At 43.2% G+C, this 17,653-nt stretch carries 12 protein-coding genes and 2 tRNA genes; 4 read left to right on the forward strand and 10 right to left on the reverse strand.

Features of this window, described 5'->3' with window-relative positions; genetic code table 11:
- Window positions 1-3: 3 nt before the first annotated feature.
- Window positions 4-2,982: a glycoside hydrolase family 3 N-terminal domain-containing protein gene (locus HMPREF9448_RS10790; RefSeq protein WP_008862605.1), complete on the forward strand. Its 2,979-nt coding sequence runs from the start codon at window positions 4-6 to the stop codon at window positions 2,980-2,982.
- Here the strand turns inward: HMPREF9448_RS10790 and porT are convergent.
- Window positions 2,970-3,737: a type IX secretion/gliding motility protein PorT/SprT gene (porT, locus tag HMPREF9448_RS10795; RefSeq protein ID WP_083855868.1), complete on the reverse strand. Its 768-nt coding sequence runs from the start codon at window positions 3,735-3,737 to the stop codon at window positions 2,970-2,972. The genes HMPREF9448_RS10790 and porT overlap by 13 nt on opposite strands.
- Window positions 3,738-3,900: 163 nt before the next feature.
- Here porT and HMPREF9448_RS10800 point away from each other — a divergent pair, with 163 nt between their 5' ends.
- Complete coding sequence (locus HMPREF9448_RS10800) at window positions 3,901-4,068, forward strand: DUF362 domain-containing protein (RefSeq protein ID WP_008862607.1); 168 nt, start codon at window positions 3,901-3,903, stop codon at window positions 4,066-4,068.
- A gap of 651 nt (window positions 4,069-4,719) precedes the next feature.
- Here the strand turns inward: HMPREF9448_RS10800 and rpmA are convergent.
- From rpmA to HMPREF9448_RS10820, 4 genes are all read right to left on the reverse strand, one after another.
- Window positions 4,720-4,983 carry a 50S ribosomal protein L27 gene (rpmA, locus tag HMPREF9448_RS10805; RefSeq protein ID WP_008862608.1) on the reverse strand — a complete coding sequence of 88 codons (264 nt, stop codon included), beginning with the start codon at window positions 4,981-4,983 and terminating at the stop codon, window positions 4,720-4,722.
- A 21-nt stretch (window positions 4,984-5,004) separates the two neighbouring features.
- Window positions 5,005-5,340: a 50S ribosomal protein L21 gene (rplU, locus tag HMPREF9448_RS10810; protein ID WP_008862609.1), complete on the reverse strand. Its 336-nt coding sequence runs from the start codon at window positions 5,338-5,340 to the stop codon at window positions 5,005-5,007.
- Between the two features lie 165 nt (window positions 5,341-5,505).
- Window positions 5,506-6,387, reverse strand: coding sequence for an AraC family transcriptional regulator (locus tag HMPREF9448_RS10815; RefSeq protein ID WP_040296243.1), 882 nt, complete (start codon window positions 6,385-6,387; stop codon window positions 5,506-5,508).
- 351 nt (window positions 6,388-6,738) lie between these two features.
- Window positions 6,739-6,812 (reverse strand) — tRNA-Pro (locus tag HMPREF9448_RS10820).
- A 163-nt stretch (window positions 6,813-6,975) separates the two neighbouring features.
- Here HMPREF9448_RS10820 and HMPREF9448_RS10825 point away from each other — a divergent pair.
- Window positions 6,976-7,048: transfer RNA gene (locus HMPREF9448_RS10825), tRNA-Phe, on the forward strand.
- Between the two features lie 136 nt (window positions 7,049-7,184).
- Here HMPREF9448_RS10825 and HMPREF9448_RS10830 read toward each other — a convergent pair.
- From HMPREF9448_RS10830 to HMPREF9448_RS10840, 3 genes are read right to left on the reverse strand one after another with little or no spacing between them, the layout of a single operon-like run.
- Window positions 7,185-8,714, reverse strand: coding sequence for a DUF6850 family outer membrane beta-barrel protein (locus tag HMPREF9448_RS10830; protein ID WP_008862611.1), 1,530 nt, complete (start codon window positions 8,712-8,714; stop codon window positions 7,185-7,187).
- Between the two features lie 14 nt (window positions 8,715-8,728).
- Entirely contained in the window at window positions 8,729-10,018 is a 1,290-nt protein-coding gene (locus HMPREF9448_RS10835) for a DUF4876 domain-containing protein (RefSeq protein ID WP_008862612.1), read from the reverse strand.
- An 18-nt stretch (window positions 10,019-10,036) separates the two neighbouring features.
- A complete protein-coding gene (locus tag HMPREF9448_RS10840; RefSeq protein ID WP_008862613.1) occupies window positions 10,037-12,817 on the reverse strand; it encodes a TonB-dependent receptor in 2,781 nt (926 codons plus the stop codon).
- A gap of 192 nt (window positions 12,818-13,009) precedes the next feature.
- On the opposite strand from HMPREF9448_RS10840, the gene HMPREF9448_RS10845 reads away from it, so the two are divergent.
- Window positions 13,010-14,794, forward strand: a complete 1,785-nt coding sequence (locus HMPREF9448_RS10845) for a T9SS type A sorting domain-containing protein (RefSeq protein WP_008862614.1) — start codon at window positions 13,010-13,012, stop codon at window positions 14,792-14,794.
- A gap of 143 nt (window positions 14,795-14,937) precedes the next feature.
- On the opposite strand, the gene HMPREF9448_RS10850 is transcribed toward HMPREF9448_RS10845, so the two are convergent.
- The gene (locus HMPREF9448_RS10850; RefSeq protein WP_232297246.1) at window positions 14,938-16,140 is read right to left on the reverse strand and encodes a glycoside hydrolase family 76 protein; all 1,203 of its coding nucleotides are present in this window, start codon (window positions 16,138-16,140) and stop codon (window positions 14,938-14,940) included.
- A gap of 124 nt (window positions 16,141-16,264) precedes the next feature.
- Window positions 16,265-17,629 (reverse strand): SusF/SusE family outer membrane protein, encoded by a 1,365-nt coding sequence (locus HMPREF9448_RS10855; protein WP_008862616.1) that lies wholly within the window; start codon window positions 17,627-17,629, stop codon window positions 16,265-16,267.
- Window positions 17,630-17,653: the final 24 nt, after the last annotated feature.

Genomic DNA, 17,653 nt, shown 5'->3' on the forward strand with positions numbered 1-17,653 from the left:
GACATGAAAAAGATAATTGCCTGTATCGGGACGTTTTTTGCTTTGGTAGCCCTATCTACGCAAGCTAAAAACCCGTATCTACTTCAAACGGCCGATCGGTCGGCTATGGAGCACTGGGTCGACTCGGTGTTCGAATCGCTTTCTCCCAAAGAGCGAATTGCACAACTGTTAGTTATTACAGTGCGCAACAGCGATACCCCGCAAAACCGTAAAACGTTACAAAGACTCATACAAGAACAAAAAATCGGGGGACTGCTTTTCGACTCAGGAACAGCAAAAGACCAAGCCAACTTAACAAACTACTGTCAGTCCTTATCCAAAGTTCCCCTGATGATCACTCTTGACGGAGAATGGGGGCTCGCCATGCGTTTGTCCGATACTCCGCGCTTTCCGGTCAACATGATGTTAGGAGCCGTTCAAAACGATTCTCTCCTCTACGAATACGGCCGTGCCGTAGGGAAGCAATGCAGGTGCATGGGCATACATGTCAATTTCGCTCCGGTTCTCGACATCAACAGCAACCCGCGTAATCCGGTAATCGGCAAACGTTCTTTCGGAGAGTCTTTAAAAAATGTCTCGTCCAAAGCTATCGCATACGCCAAAGGATTGGAATCCGTAGGAGTCATGGCCGTTGCCAAACATTTCCCGGGCCACGGAGACACCTCGGAAGACTCGCATAAGACACTCCCCCTTGTTCCTCATAGCAAGGGAAGGCTCATGAGTACCGAAATACCTCCATTCAAAGCATATATCGACAGCGGGCTATCGGGCATAATGGTGGGGCATCTGAATATTCCTGCATGGGATGCCACCAATACCCCCTCTTCCTTATCGCCGATTATCACCCGCGAACTTTTATGCGACTCCTTAAATTTCGAGGGGTTAATATTCACCGATGCTTTAAAAATGAAGGGAGCATCGAAATTCGGCAATACGGCACTACGAGCCATACTCGCCGGGAACGACATCGCTCTGAACCCATCGAAACCCGAAGAACAGTTGAACAGCATTTTATCGGCTATCGAGCAAGGAAAGATAACTCAACAGGCCATCGATGAAAAATGTAAAAAAGTGCTACGCTACAAATACGTTTTCGGATTAGCAAACTATACACCCATAAAAACCAAAAACCTTATCGAAGATTTGAACGCTCCCGAATACGATGCCCTTAACCGAAAGCTCAACAGCGAGGCCATGACCTTGCTACGTAACAGTCAAAATCTAATTCCTATCACACATTTGAACAAGGGCAGAATCGCCGTTGTATCCGTGGGGAACGACACGGAATCGGTTTTCCAGAAAACAATAACGCTATACGCCGACAACGTAGGCCGTTTCGACGACAGCAATCCTCTGCCTTCATTGCTGGACACACTGAAACATTATGATAAAATCATACTGGCTGTACATAGCGGCAAAGCCGAACATAGAGCCAGAATCGGCCGTATATGCCAAACCGGGAAAGCAATAGTCGCATGCTTTCTCTCCCCTTATCAGATGAATCGGTTAAGTCACGAATTGACTCATTGCAAAACGCTTTTATTAGCCTACGAAAATACCTCGTTGGCACAAGAATATGCAGCACAAGCCCTATTCGGAGGATATGCCATAAAGGGAAAATTACCCGTAAGTTTAGAAGGTTCGTTCAAACTGGAAGAAGGCATATATATTCCAAAGTGCCGATTGGGATATGCGATTCCCGAATCGGTCGACATGGACAGCCGGATATTGTCTGCTGTCGATTCCATTATAGCACAAGGGATTAAAGAAGAAGCATTCCCGGGCTGTCAATTATTGGTTGCCCGACAAGGAACAGTAGTCTGGAACAAGGCTTACGGATACTTCGACTACGAAACTCACCGCCATGCAGTCGCCACAAACGACCTCTATGACTTGGCATCCGTCTCGAAAGCGACTGGTACTTTACCGGCTATCATGAAGGCTTATGACAACGGACGTATAGACTTAAACAAACCGATGAGCAAATACTTCGCTCCACTGCGAAATACCGATAAAAAAAGTCTGACGATCAAGGAAGCTCTTTTACATGAAACCGGTATGCCTGCCTCATTGCAAATGACTTCGGTCATTATCGACCCCAACAGCTTCACGAAACCATTAATCAAGCGTAGGAAAAGTAGCATCTACTCCATACAAATAGGGAATAACGCTTTTGCCAACTGCAATGCCCAACTACGCAAAGACCTACTATCCTCTCGGAAATCGGATCGATTTCCCATGATAATCGCCCAGAATTTATATGGTTCGAAATCTTTACCCGATACCCTTATCAACCATATCATCGAGTGCAAATTACGCCCCTCCAAACGATACTTATATAGCTGCCTGAATTTCGTCTTATTGAAAGAGACTGTCGAAAGCGCCACCGGCATTGCAATGGACAAATATTTGCAGCAAAACATCTACGGACCCTTAGGCATGCAAACGACCGGATATCGCCCTCTCGACCGATTTCCAACCGAAAGAATCGCACCGACAGAATGCGACAACTTCTACCGGAAGCAACAACTGATAGGGTATGTCCATGACGAAACAGCATGTTTTTTCGGAGGCGTACAAGGCAATGCCGGACTCTTTTCCAACGCCAACGATTTGGCTAAACTATGCCAAATGTGGCTAAACAAAGGGACATATGGAAACGAAAGAATTTTATCCCCGAAAACCGTAGAACTGTTTCTGACAGAAAAAAGCTCGACCAGCCGCAGGGGGCTGGGATTCGACAAGCCCGATATGGAAAACCCGGAAAAGAGCCCTACGGCCATCGAAGCATCGGCCTCGACCATCGGTCATTTAGGCTTCACCGGCACTTGCTTTTGGATAGATCCCGAACAAGAACTCATCTATATATTTTTATGTAACCGGGTATATCCCTCCCGCACGCATGATGCGCTATCTCAATTGAATATACGTCCCGAATTATTCTCGACCATTTACAGGTCCATAAAAAATCATTCGAAATAGAACGACAATATCACCATATTCGATGTCGCTTTCTTCAAGGACTGAGTAAATTTAATATCGGCCAGATCCCTCAAATCATTTCGTTTCCGGTTAATGACGTCTGTAAGTCCGAAACAGAATTTCAATTCGGGAATCAATTTAAAATATGGTAAATAAAAGTCACAACCGAGGCCGATAGTCAAATAACCGTCGAATGTATTCAGTTTAAGCAAATCGTTTCTCTTTTTCGATACGTCGGCCGTTCCCATGACTCCCCCGATCAAGTATGGACGGAAATTATTACAACGCAAAGCACTGAACTTCAATTCGAGAGGAACGACGATATAATTCGATTTAATGTCTTGTGTCCGATATTCCTGCGTCGCCGTCTCTCTAAACTTCACCACTTTATTCCCGAAAAATATACCCGGCGAAAATCTCAAATTCAAATGGGGGCACAAATAAAGGTCGGCCATCAAATTCACATTGAACCCGGGTGAAAAATCGGGAATATCCATGTACCAACTTTCTCCACCATCGGTAACGAAACCCGAATGTACAAACTTCATATCTTGCACATGCGTACCAATAGAAAAGCCCAAATGCAAGAGTTTATGATCTGCATACGGTAAATTCTGTACTTTACGAGGTTGAGCACATACACATACCGGCCACAACAACGCTATGCACGCCACGAAAACGTACAATCGTCCCACGTATCTACGGACCGTAAATCCATGTAATACTTTCCCTTGTATATCACTACCTCTATTCATAGTACGATAACTATTTATCAAACGGAAAAACAAGCGGTATATTGTTCCACAGGAATTGTATTTGACACACAAATTCCTACTCCTTTTCTTTTGCAATAGAGATAAAAATGCTACTTTTGTGTCGCAATTAGATCTAATTATTTCAAACTAAAAACTAAAAACAATGGCTTACGTAATTAATGACAACTGTGTGGCTTGCGGTTCTTGCATTAGCGAGTGTCCGGTAGAAGCGATTTCGGAAGGTGATATCTACAAAATCGATGCAGACAAATGTTTGAGCTGCGGTACTTGCGCTGAGGTTTGTCCTAACGACGCTATCCACGAAGCATAAGCACACCGGTAAAAAAATTAAAGAAAAGGCTACTTGGTAAAACCAAGTAGCCTTTTTTAATTCAGCAGAAAATTCGTAGGAGTAGACTTGAATTTTAGAGATGAATCTCTTGCCGACAGCCTTATTCCAAATCTTCTTCGGAGAGGAGTTGGGAAAGACAACATAGGAGTTTTCGATTGTAGGACTTAACCCCTCCGTCACTTCGTGACACCTCCCCTGTGTTTTGCGACGCAAAATATAGGGGAGGAGTTTTAACACACCGTAAGGGCACGAGAGACGACCAGAGAGGAGGTTTAATACCCTTCTAACGCATTTTTTAGCGAATAAGTGGATTGTGTTTGTCCTCCTCCTTGCATTGCAGTGCAATAAAGGGAAGACATCGAAGAAACAACAGTTGCTGAGGAGAGGGGTTAAAAAGCAGCCAAATCGACTTTTGACAAAACTCAACCCCTCCGTCACTCATGTGACACCTCCCCTATATTTTGTGTCGCAAAACACAGGGGAGGAGGTTAAACAAGGACGATCTCCACGGATCACCTATTGAGCTTATTTTTTTATTATCACAAAACTCCAATTTACAAAACAGAAAATAAAAAACGTGACAACTCATATCCGAGAAGTCACGCTTTCTATAAATAGTTATAACTCTTATCAGTTATTATCCGCCGGTTTCACCGATACATACGAACGGTTTTCTTTACATTTACGGAACACTACCGTACCGTTTACCAATGCGAACAACGTATGGTCTTTTCCAATACCCACGTTTTCTCCGGGATGATGAACAGTACCTCTCTGACGAACCAAAATATTACCGGCCTTAGCATATTGTCCACCGAATATTTTGATACCCAATCGTTTGCTTTCCGATTCACGACCGTTCTTCGAACTACCAACACCTTTCTTATGTGCCATTTTCTTAGAAGTTTAATAGGGTTAAGCAACAATTTCTTTAACTAACACTTCGGTGAAATATTGGCGGTGACCGTTCAATCTACGGTAACCTTTTCTTCTTTTCTTCTTGAAAACAAGAATTCTTTCACCTTTCACGAGGCCTTTTTTACCGAAACCGTCGTTCGAAACGACCTCACACACGACTTTCGCACCTTCCACGGTGGGAGTGCCCACAGTTACAGCTCCGTCTTTATCGACGAGCAATACTTTGTCAAATTCGAGAACAGCTCCATGCTCTGCTCCCAGATAGTGGACAAACAATTTCTTTCCATTTTCTACTTTGAATTGTTGTCCTTGAATCTCAACAATAACGTACATTATATTTTTATTTTTACGTTCTCTCTGCCGGGCGGGGTCAACCGAGACACCTCTTTTTGAGCCCATATCAGAATCAGCCCACAAAAGTACTACAAAAAATCATTCCGCACAAACATTCCGCCGATTTTCTCTGAAAAAGAAAATCAATACCTCCACAATCAATTCCTAAACAAAAATCTTTTTCTTGTAATATATTTCTCGGAACTCTTTGGGCGAACACCCTTTTTTCTTCTTAAATATGCGATTGAAATTCGACAGGTTATTAAATCCGCATTCATAGCATATTTCGGCAACCGTTTTCGTCGAATCGACCAACTGTCTTGTTGCATGTCCCAAACGTATATCGATAATATAATCCGACAGACTTTTTCCTGTTCTTAATTTGAAAAATCGGCTGAAAGAGACCGACGTCATATCGGTAAGCTCCGCCAATTGCGACAACCTGATTTCTTCCGTATAATGTAAATTGATATACTCCTCCACTTTTTGTACCCGACGACTATCCGACACAGTCTTGGATCTCGCGAAAGAACTGCTCGACAACGTGCGGGCATCATCACAAATCGACAATTCATACAGGATTGTCAAAAATTTTACGAACTGATAAAATCCCGGTTCTCCCTTTAACAAAGAGTCTATTGTCGAATAGACTTTCATCACCGCATGCAGAGGGAACGACAATCCCTTTTGCGCCCTATCGAGCATTTTACGGATAGACGTGAATTGCTTCTTGTCAATAAAATTATTGGAAAACAAATCCGGAGAAAACTGTATAGTAATTTCCCGAATCTGCTTGGATTGACAGCTTCCTTGTTCCCATACATGCTCCAAATTATCCCCGCAAAGCAAGACCAAATCATAATCGCCGATCTCTTCTACCGAATCTCCGACAATCCGCCTTACTCCTGCTCCATTCTCGACGAAATTCAGCTCGTATTCCTTATGATTGTGCAAAGGATACGTAAACTCCGTTTTGTATCGTTCCACAATAAACAAGCAATCTTTTTCCGACAATGGAGATATTTCTGTAATGATATGCTTATTCATGCTATAACCATATAAATGAGGGTATAAAGATACATATTCCATTCAGCATTCAAAATTATAAGTACAATTTTTATACCTCACCTCCAAAGAATTAACACCCATTCGGAATTGATTAAAAACCCAAATGCAAAAAAAACTCTCTTGACCCAATAAGCTGATTCAGTAGAAAATTAGTGGGGATAGACTTGAATTTTAGAGATGAGTCTCTTGTCTATAATCCCCTCTGAGTACCTATTGAACCGACATACTCTTTAATTATCGACTAAGTCAATAATCTCCCGTATTTCTCCCGGTCGCATTTAAACAAACAAGCCCAATTTATTGTATTTCAATAAATTGGGCTAAAATCAGTCGGGGTGAGACGACTCGAACGTCCGACCTCCACGTCCCGAACGTGGCGCGCTAACCAACTGTGCTACACCCCGCACTTAGTTTTGCGGGGACAAAGATACACAAAGTTTGGAAAAAGTAAAACGAATCTTTCAAAAATCTATATTTAAAATAGAAATATCTTCTTTTTTCATTTTTACGGTAAAAAATTAGGAAGATAATCAAAAATAATTCTATCTTTGCACACGCAAAAATGATGGTGCCATAGCTCAGTTGGTAGAGCAAAGGACTGAAAATCCTTGTGTCACTGGTTCGATTCCCGTTGGCACCACACAAAAAAGGACTCGTAAAAACGAGTCTTTTTTTGTATTCGGACATTACTCACGACCAAGACACTCGGCAACATACAAAATATAGAGGAGCAGCGAAGACATTTCGACGAGTGTGAATATAATGCTTCCCTCTTCTCAAAATAAAAACGATAACCCGGCACAAACATCAGTCGCTACGATATCCGTGTTATAACGGTATTGTCCCCCTTTCAAATCAAGTTGCAACAGGTACTTCTTTCCTACTTGTCGAGAGCAGGTAAAAACGGCATAATAACCGACGTAATCGGAAGAAAGATTCTTGTAATTATAACACCATGCGGATAGAAGGGCGGCATCGTCAATCGAGGAAGGAGTATGAAATAACCGACTATCAAAAGTCATAGCATAATTCCCACCTATTTCCAGTCGTAAAAACCAATCTTTCGACATGCGGGAAACAGACAGCGCTACCTCTGGCGTAACTTCTCTCACACTCATTTCCCGCAACGGATAGACATACTCAGCTTTTACTCGCCCATAATTTACTCGTGGCTGTACAGAATAATTCCACCCTTTTCTACGAACCGCTTCATAGAATCCCGAAAGGGAGAGTCTGTATGCATGACTACTATACTGTTCGGCTTCTCCAATTTTCGGATAAATCTGGTTCGCCGCATCACCGAAAATATTTTCGGTCCCCAATTTCAATTCATAATTCCCAGTCAATTTTATACCCCAGCTCTCAATACCCGACAAACTTTTCCGATACAACCACTCTCCGGCGAAAGTATGCCGCCCAATCCGAGCCATAGGCAATTCGTTCAAGGAAGATATAATCTTTTCACACGAGAAATAACGATACGCCACATTCCCCACGAAACCGGTCGAACGCGAAGTGTGCACACCCAAACTTCCTCCCCATTCGTATCCGTTATAATACGTGGAATAATTATTTCCGGCAAATCGGTTATAATGCATTCCCAACCCGGTGAGATGATAGACTTTCGAAACACCCAGCTCACTATAAAATTTAATTCCGTTGGTTTGCTTGTACTTTCGTCCTGAGACCGAAATATCGAACAAATAGGAAGGAGATACCGGTATCGACAAACCTAAGGAAAGCGACAAATCCGACGTGGTGTTTTTAGGTCTCGGATCTATTCCTCGATAAGCGACGGAGGCCTCGTACGAAAAATCACCGCCCCATGTTATCGATTCATAACGAGCGGCATATCCCCCGGTAAAGCTATAAATCTCTTTCGACAAGTCTCCGCCCACCGAATCGGCCAACAAATAGGGATACAACAGCTCCCAATCGGAGGTCTCGTTCCACTTCAAATTTTTCACACGTCCATTTCTATACAACGCATTTCCCCACAAACAATAATTCTTTTTTCGTATGTACGAATCGGCTTGAAAGCCTATCGACTTTTCACCGTCTCCCGATTGTAACAACACAGGCTCGCTCTCCGAAGTATATTGTCCGTCGACGGTTGCCCGCGTAAGAGACGAAGAATATCGGTCATAGCGTACCGCAGGATTACGATACGACAATTCGATAAAAGATGCAACTACCGATCGATGTTCCCACAGACGATCCCATATAGAAACCCGAACCGTATCTCCGGCTCGTAACTCACAGAGACACACCAAGCATAATACGCAAAAGACACACAACTTTTTCATATCCCTCTAATCTATCAACTCTTGACCTCTACTCCGTCATAGGTTTCCGTTTCGGCCTTCGTACCATTTGCATCTATCGCCGTATGCTGTTGCTCTATCAAAGAGGGCACACACTCGGTATTGAAATCGGCAGACGAATCGTTGGTATCCTTCAATACCCGACGACCGTCACGGGTGAGATAAAGCATTTTTCGACGCACACTTTTGAAATAGCGAGTCTTATCGTGGTCTATCGTACCACAGTGTGTCCACCCCCGGTCCAACGAAGGGGCCGTGACATTCCACACATACTCCGATTGTACACTGGTATTCACTGCATCGATAATCCATTCGTTCGGTACTTTATAGGCGGTTTGCTCCATCGGGAAAGTCCCGGCCGGTAAAACCATAACATAGGAATAGGTATATAAATTTTCGGTCAAGAATTTTTCTTTTTCAATGGGAATTCTCGCTATGGCAAATCCCCTGAATCCCCGATTGTGGAGAACCCAAAAACTTTTCGTGTAACAATACCACTTATCGAGATTAGGAACGGTCGGACTGTCTATATCCAAATGAGCAGGAACCGAGGATTCGTCATACCACTCATAATCCGCCCGACTCAAATCAAATGAATTGGGATTCGCGATACGATGGTCTATACCCGTATCGCAAAGAATAAACGACTCTCCGGGAGCGACCGGATGGTCTGTCCCGCTACCGGGGATTACATACACAGCCTGTACAGTCATGTGAGTGCTCATAATATCGGGTGTATAATCGAATTTTTGGGTCGTAACAAATTTCGACTCCATCAAAGCGACCCCATCGGCATATAGCATGTGATCGGTATTGTTATAGATTTTCACATAACCATCTCCATAGTATTGTTTTCCAGAAGACTGCAATGTCCCGGTAAAAAATATTTCCTCTATAATGAAGTCGTCTTTATTCTCTACCTGATAACTACCGATAGAAACACTTCCTTGTGCTCCCATAAGCTCCAATGACCTAGCATACCCGGATAACGAAGTATGAATTGTGCTATCGGCAGTCTGATAAGTTATCGCAGCTTCATAAGAACAATCGTATAATCCCTCGGGCAATGTAATTCCTTTACGGGTCGTAAAACTGGTAACCATACCCGACGTAATATTTCGAAATTCAAAGGTTTCACTTTCCACAGAAATCCCCGACAAATCCGACGGATACTGGACATCGATTTCGACAGTCGTCCAACGTATATCCCGTTCCTCGTCGCAACTGCAAAACAAAGCCAACATGCATAAGGAAACATAGAGTGTAATTCTATTCATATATTTCATAATCAAAAATTTAATCTATCATAACGTAAAATTAAGTTCCATACCGAAATAAGGATCCACATTGCGCCGTATGAGCAGACCATTCATCTTATATGAAGGAAGATAATCTAGAATACGATTAGCGAACAATGACAATCTCAACCATTTGCCTATCGTTTTGGTCGCTTTCAGGTTTACATAAACGGCCGTGGGTATTGTCTGTTTTTTATACAAATCGTCGTTATATGTCTTTATAAGAAACTGCAATTTAGGATCGGCAGCTGACTCCTCGGTATAGGGATATAACTTTCCGTCGCTTGCTGCCATATAGCTCACCGGGACTCCATTTTTCCACATTACCCGAGTCGAAACAAACCACATGCACTGTACCGATGTGGAAAAAATCAACCCCCATTCGGGTATTTGAGTATCTAACTGAAAATTAGTATTAAACTGTTCGTTTACTCGACCGTCGTTCCAATCGTACAAACCCACGTATTCTTCCGAAACCGGACGATTGTCCACTACATCGGCCACAGTCTCGAACATAGGACGACTATTCGTATATACCGAACGGAACCAAGCTCCGTTTATAACGACGGCAGTCCTCAGTGCCGATATACGTTGTGAAGTAAATTGAAACTCGATACCCTGTTTATCGATGCGGCTCCCATTGGCCGACTGTCTATAACCGTTCAACGCCTTCATATCGGTATAAGGAATGTCTTCCAAAGCAGGAGGCCCTTGTAACCCAGAGGCATCGACTGCCGAATGGTCATACTTCCGATAACTGAACGGAGCATAAAAAGAGGAAGTCCGAAATCCCGATGTAAGATTTTCATGAAAATAAGTTACCGACAACCGGTTTCCCTCAAATGAAATATCGCCTCGTACTTCCCACTTATGATTACGAGCCGGTTTCAAATCATAATTGGTTATATCTTCGATATAAGTAATTATATTTACCCGACTATATTCGAGCGGTTTATTCACATCGTAATAATTGAGTTGCACTATGTCGTTATACCACAAATCGGGATAAAGATAGTCGAGCGTAGGCATCTTGGTCGTCACACCATAACCTCCCGAAATCGAAATGTGCAAGTCTTTCCCAGCGACGGGAATCGCAGGGAAGCTCCATTGTGCATTCGCACGAGGATCTATATAAGGCTTTCCTTGTAACAAATATCGCTCGCTCATTCCTATCTGTGTCACAGAACGAGCTCCTACTTGCAGTTCCAATTTATTCTTCCCCAGCAAGAACAATGTATTTCCTTCCAAAAAGAACGACAGATTCTGCAAGGCCGGAATATCGCTATAAGCCCGAGGGCGAGCCCCCCAGCTCGTCGAAATAGGGTGGGATAAATCATAAACTTGCCCCTTCCCGAAATTTTTGGAATAATTCCATTCTCCACCGGCTTTGGCGTTCAACCGATATTTTGCGCCTTCCCAGCCGAACTCCCCTTTGGCTTTCAGAAAAGCATTCACCGGTTTCCCATCGCATAAATAATCTGCCACATACTCCGAAAAAAGATAAGTACCGTCATGAACCCCGGGCTCTTTACCGGTAGGTGCAACCGTCGCTCGCTGAGGACTAATAAGCTTCGTCCTTTTCAACTGATCGGACTGAGCGCTCACCGACGCATCGAGATTTACCGTTTTTATCCATTTTAACCAAGGAAACGTCCATTTGAAATTGTTTGTCAAAGAAGCTCTGTTATACGACGATTTATATTTGTCTATTTTTTGATAGCTCAAATTGGGATCTGTCTTCACGTTATCGAAAGATCCCGTATAATCCGCACTCGGTGTCCATGTCATCTCCCACTTATCCCGCCTCCATAACTTCGAAATGCGAACAGAAAAATTCACTCGCTTATAATTTTCAAGATTATTCCGGGGATCTACTTTCGAGTCCAAAAAAACGCCGTCGACATTCAATGTGAAATCATGGTTGGGAACTGTAAAACCTTTCCCCACCGAAAACAATTTGCTATATTCATCGGCTTTAAAACGAGCTGTAAGGGGTGTCGCCTTTCTCACTCTCTTTATATTTACCATACCACTGGTAAGATTTCCGTATTCGGCCGAAGGTATACCCCGCACAATCTCGACACTTTCTATATCGTCTGTTGTCAGCGTGCGCATATCTACCCCTTTGTTCGTCATGTTTCTGAGCGATTCCGGCGAGGTCCCGTCCGAAGAAGTTCCCCCGGGAATATATTGCAGATTCGCATCACCGTTAAGAGGAGCCCCATCTACTAAAAAAAGAGTACCCAACGATGTAATGGCATAATCGGGATTGGAATATTGTTCTCCCGATGAGTTCAATGTTCCCGTTTCTCTCAACTGTATGGAATTGACCTGTCCCATCGAAGGGGTCTTGGATATATTCCCCGGAAGCAGCTCCAATAAATCGCTAAAACTGGTAGGCTGCAAATGGGTCATCATTTCGCGATTTATCTTCGACGAGCTTACCAGCCCCTGCGACTCCCGCGCCGTCACGACAATTTCGTTCAACGAATTTCCCGAAGGGGCCATTTTTACGGTCAGCTTCGTATCCCGTTTCAGTGTAACCCGTTTTTCATAACGATCGTATCCCACATAAGTAATACGCAGTATATAGTCGCCCGGATGCACAGAGGGAAAAGAAAATACTCCATTATCTTTGGACAATACCGAATGGACCTCATCTCCATGCAGTAATTGTACCGTTGCAAACGATAACGGGTCTTTCGAACCTATATCCGAAATTACCCCCTCGAAAGAAACCGTAGCTACTTGCGATACATTCACAGAGTACATAGTCTCTATTCCCACATAACTTATTAATATAATGAAAAATAATCGAAGTCGCATGTCTTAATTTTTGTGGACAAAAATACAAAATGCATAAATCTCGCACCCTCACCAAAAATGGCTATTCTATGTCTAAAAAATACCTATATATTATTATTGTAGCCCAATTATGCAGAAAATAACTTTGCGGTGTCGAATTAAAAAAAATTTGTTATGAAAAAATTCTTACTTTCTACACTCCTCTTTATCGGAGGAATTTTAGGATCGATACAGGCAGAGGGTCCTGTATTTCAATGGGCGAAATCCTTAGATGGAAATCCCGGGAACGGAGGTGACAATGCTCACAGTTTGATAAAGAGCAGCGACGGAAAAATTCTGGCGCTCGCACAATTCGGGTCGATGAAAGACAACGATCCTGTTTACTATGGAGATGACATTGTCGGCTACGGTTGTGCTACTCAGGCAAACTCCGACAATTGTAATATCGTTCTTCTCAAATTAGATTCGGACGGGTCTAAAATATGGAGCCTATATAGCTTCTCCGGCGATGTAAGCATCTCTTCGAGTTCCATTGCCGCCACTTCTGACGGAGGTGCTGTCTTAGCATTAAAAATGAGATATGCATCCGGTATGACCGATAAAACCCCAGCATTCAAGGATGCCAAAAACAACACCGTGACCATACAAAACTGGAATACCGGTTACCGTACATACTATGCGGTTCTACTAAAAGTCAGCTCGGAAGGAGTTATCGAATGGAACAAATACATCGAAATAGACAACAGCCCCGAAGCCGCCGCTACTTATTACACAGAAGGTACACCAGACGGCATTTACCCTTATGCTACCACCACCGACGAGAACGGGAACATCTATTTAGCCGGGAATTATCGTAAAACCATGACTTTTTACACGGCAGAAAATTCGCCTGTACAACTAATCCCTCACAACACCGTAAACTGGAACGGTGATTCTCAAAAGACAGTAGGAGACTTGTTTATCGTAAAACTCGACGACAAAGGGAATTATTTGGGCCACTTTACAACCACAGTCTCCGGCACAATCGAAAGAGAACAAATAACCCATCTCATCTACGACAACGGTAAACTCTATTTCTACGGAACTGTAAAAAACAGTAACGAAGGCTCGATCAATTTAGGCTCGATCAACCTCATGCCTTCGTCGTTCGACGACATTCTCATCGGGGAAATCGATACCAACTTAGACGTGAAATGGGCAAAATTAATAACAGCATTCGGAGCCAGCGACAGCAAGCACACAACCCAGACCAAGAACATGGACTATATAAACGGAAGTCTTTACCTTTCGGGAATGATGAAAGGAGGGTTCGCCCCTTATGGAGAAGAGAAAGCCCGAATAGCCTCTAAATCTACTCCGCTCAATGGGTTTGTAATCAAATGCGATGCTTCAAACGGAGAATGGTTAGGAGGTGTCTCTGCCGACGAACAAGGTATCGGTGGTTATTTCGGAGTAGCCAAAGGGAAAGAAAACAATCTCTATGCCTACGGGTATAGCTGGGCAACCCCTAATAAAGGTATTTGCCTAACCACGATAGATGAATCCAGTTGGGAAAAAACAGAAAAGATAGCCCTCATAACCGAAACCGGTATGGGTACAGCTTGGAGCTGTTTGGCAGACGGTACAAATTTCTACTCCTTTTCAAGAGGTAATAAAGCCGTCAATTTCTATAATTCCGAATTTACCTTACCTGCACCCACTGGTTGGGGAATGTTCATATCGAGCTGGAAACTCGACGATATAGCCACAGGGATAGAAACTCCAAATTTAGCCGGAAACGATACACGAATATACGGAGTGCAAGGAGGAGTAGTCGTCAATACCGAAGAACCTATCGATGTGTATATCTACAACATCACCGGCGCACTGGTTAAACAAATAAAAGTAACCGGCAACGAAACAATAGAACTTCCCAAAGGTATATATATCGCCAATAAGCAAAAAGTCATGGTTTACTAAATCATGGTTTATGAAATGTTTATATTTATAGAACGGTGGCGCATGCCACCGTTCTTTTTGCATCAATCGAACAAACCAAAAATCCCGAACAGAGGAAACCTCTGCCCGGGATTGGGATCACATATCCTACCTATCTAACAACTTTATCGATTATTCTCTTTATCGATTGCGGCTAACCGTGCATACATTTCTACCATAGCGAACTGTGTCAACAGCCACTTCGAATCGTTTTTCGTTTTTCCGCTCCAATCATCGTTAAACAAGCCGTTTTTCTCACGCATTTCCGTCCAAGCGAAATCCAGATTTTCTCTAAAAGCATCGATATACAAACTATTATGATCTATACCATACAGCTCAACGAATCCCCTAAACATAATAGCGGTAAACCAAACATCACCCCGATTCAGTACTTTATATTTACGCCCCGACTGCGAATCGTGGCTAAAAAAACGATTGTAACAGGCGGCGGCCAGCCGTTGGGCCTCCTGCAAATATTTTTTTTCACCTGTAATTCGATACAAAAGCGCTGCCGATTGCATCATTTGTCCACTGTTATAAGCAAACTTCGCCCTACCGATTTCTCCGTTCAAACTCTTATTATCGAAATATAAACCGTCTGCGGGATCTTGCAGATTTTCTTTCGTCCACTCATACAATCGAATTCCTGCTTGTAAGTAGGAACTATCGCCGGTCGCTAAAAAGAGTTTCGAAGCATACACCGACCCCGGAGCATTGGAACAGGTATTTTTCCCGTTCTTTTTCTGCTCGCACCAATATATGCCATATCCCAATTTATCATCGGTTCCACTTTCTATAAACCGCCAAACCATCTTGGCTTGCGAGAGATATTCTTTTTTCCCGGTCAATAAATACAAGTCGGTAAAATCGAGCCCTATCCAAATATTATCGTCATAGAATCTATCGGAAACCGGAGCCGTGTTTATATACGAAGCATACGCTGTCGGAGTTCTCTGCGTGTCGAGATACATTTCCAGCCCGGGACGAACCGTTTTAGTCAATACCTTTCGGAAATCGGACTTCGGTTTTACTTCCAGAAGAGCCGTAACGGCCGACAGGCTCCCCGAAAAAGGCCACAGATAGGAATATAGTTTCTGTTGCTCGGCCTGTTCTTGATTAGAAAGATAGGAGACTTTCAAATGGTTGTCAAAGGGATAAGTCTCCCTGAATAAAGGGACATCTTCAACTCCATAAAGTTTTTCAATGGCCTTGAACGTATCGGCCGCACGAGTATAGTTATCGTTCCCTGCAAAACTTTTTCCTGAAAAGAACAAAAGAAAAGCGAGCGCAAAGCAACGACCAAGCATAATTGAGAATAATTTCTTCATACGATTTTACAATTTTCCTTTCGGGGAAATTTCTGTTTCCCGGCTTTTTCCATCGATATAAAAACGAGCAAAAAAAATCACCGAGCAGAGGACACCCCCCGGCCCGGTGAAAAACAGAAAGATATTATTTAACTATTACTTTATTGGAATACACAGCGTTACCGCAATTTACCCGAACAATGTACACGCCGCCATGAGCCATATCGAAAGAACAATCGGAAACCATCGCTGTCGAAGCGACACAATTGCCCAACAAATCGAACACCATAACGTCATCGACAACAGCGCCATTGGTCAAAACCTGAATAGTCGACCCACTGACTGTCACAACGGGCTTAACAGCTGCCGAAACTTCCTCAATGGCAGTAGGATCGCCTTGTTCTACCAACAGAGTCAACGCATTGAGATCGACCGTCAACTTGTAATAGCCATCGGAGGGAACGGTAAACTTATTGTCATGGTTACCGGCAGTAAAATAGGAAATCGTATACGTTTCACCTAACGTAATGAGTTGATTTCCCTCTTTTGTTTGATCGAATACAAAACAGTTTTCCCAATTTCCGGCAATGAGTTGATTGATAAATTTGAATTCCGTATCACCGTCTTCGGTGTTCTTGGCATACAAAAATCCATTCCATGTAAACACGCCTTCGCTTACTCTTGTCATTTCAATTCCGTCCTCGGTTTTCCAAGCTCCCGGTTCTCCTTTCATGGCACTACCGATCAGATATAAATGATCATAGTCGATTTTTGTAACCTCCATTTTCACGGTATTCAAATCGATCGTAATCGTATAAGTGGCCGTAGAAGCAATTTGGTATTCCGCAGTGGCGACTCCATCGGCACTGAAAACCGGTGTATAAGTGCCCGATTTAACCTCCGATGCATTCGCAGGATTCAAAGATTGGCTATTGTCGTTACTTACGATATAGAAACCGGTCACGGGTTCTCCCACTTCAAGTTTTCCTTTCCATGTATAAACGCCGTTCGCTTCTTTCGTCATAGCGACTCTTTCGGGGAATGCGCTACCGGCTAAATAGGCCTGTCCGAATTTCTCGACATCAAGAATGTCCAAAGAACTTTCTGTCAAAGTCATCGTTTCTGCATCCAAGTCGATCGTAATCGTGTATACCCCGGTTTTTTCTACTTGGAAAGAGGTGTCATAACCTCCGTGTTCGCCTTTGTCATACAACTTTGCGGGAACACCCGGAGTGACAATTTCGTGATCGGGCACATCGGGATTAGGTGCAAGACAAGGATCCCAGCCTCTTCCTACCAAGAATTTGAATCGACGGTCTCCCGTTTTATCCAATAACTCTCCCGTCCATGTAAATTGGCCGTCTCCGACCTTCGTCATTTCAAGAGCATCCTTAGGGCTCCAACCTGCTGCACAAGCATCTCCGACAACATACAAATTGTCATAATGATTGATAGCCGACATACCGAATACGGCCAACAAACACGCGATTAAAAATGTAATCTTTTTCATAATTTTTATTATTAAGTTTAACAA

Source organism: Barnesiella intestinihominis YIT 11860, from assembly GCF_000296465.1.
Classification (GTDB): domain Bacteria; phylum Bacteroidota; class Bacteroidia; order Bacteroidales; family Barnesiellaceae; genus Barnesiella; species Barnesiella intestinihominis.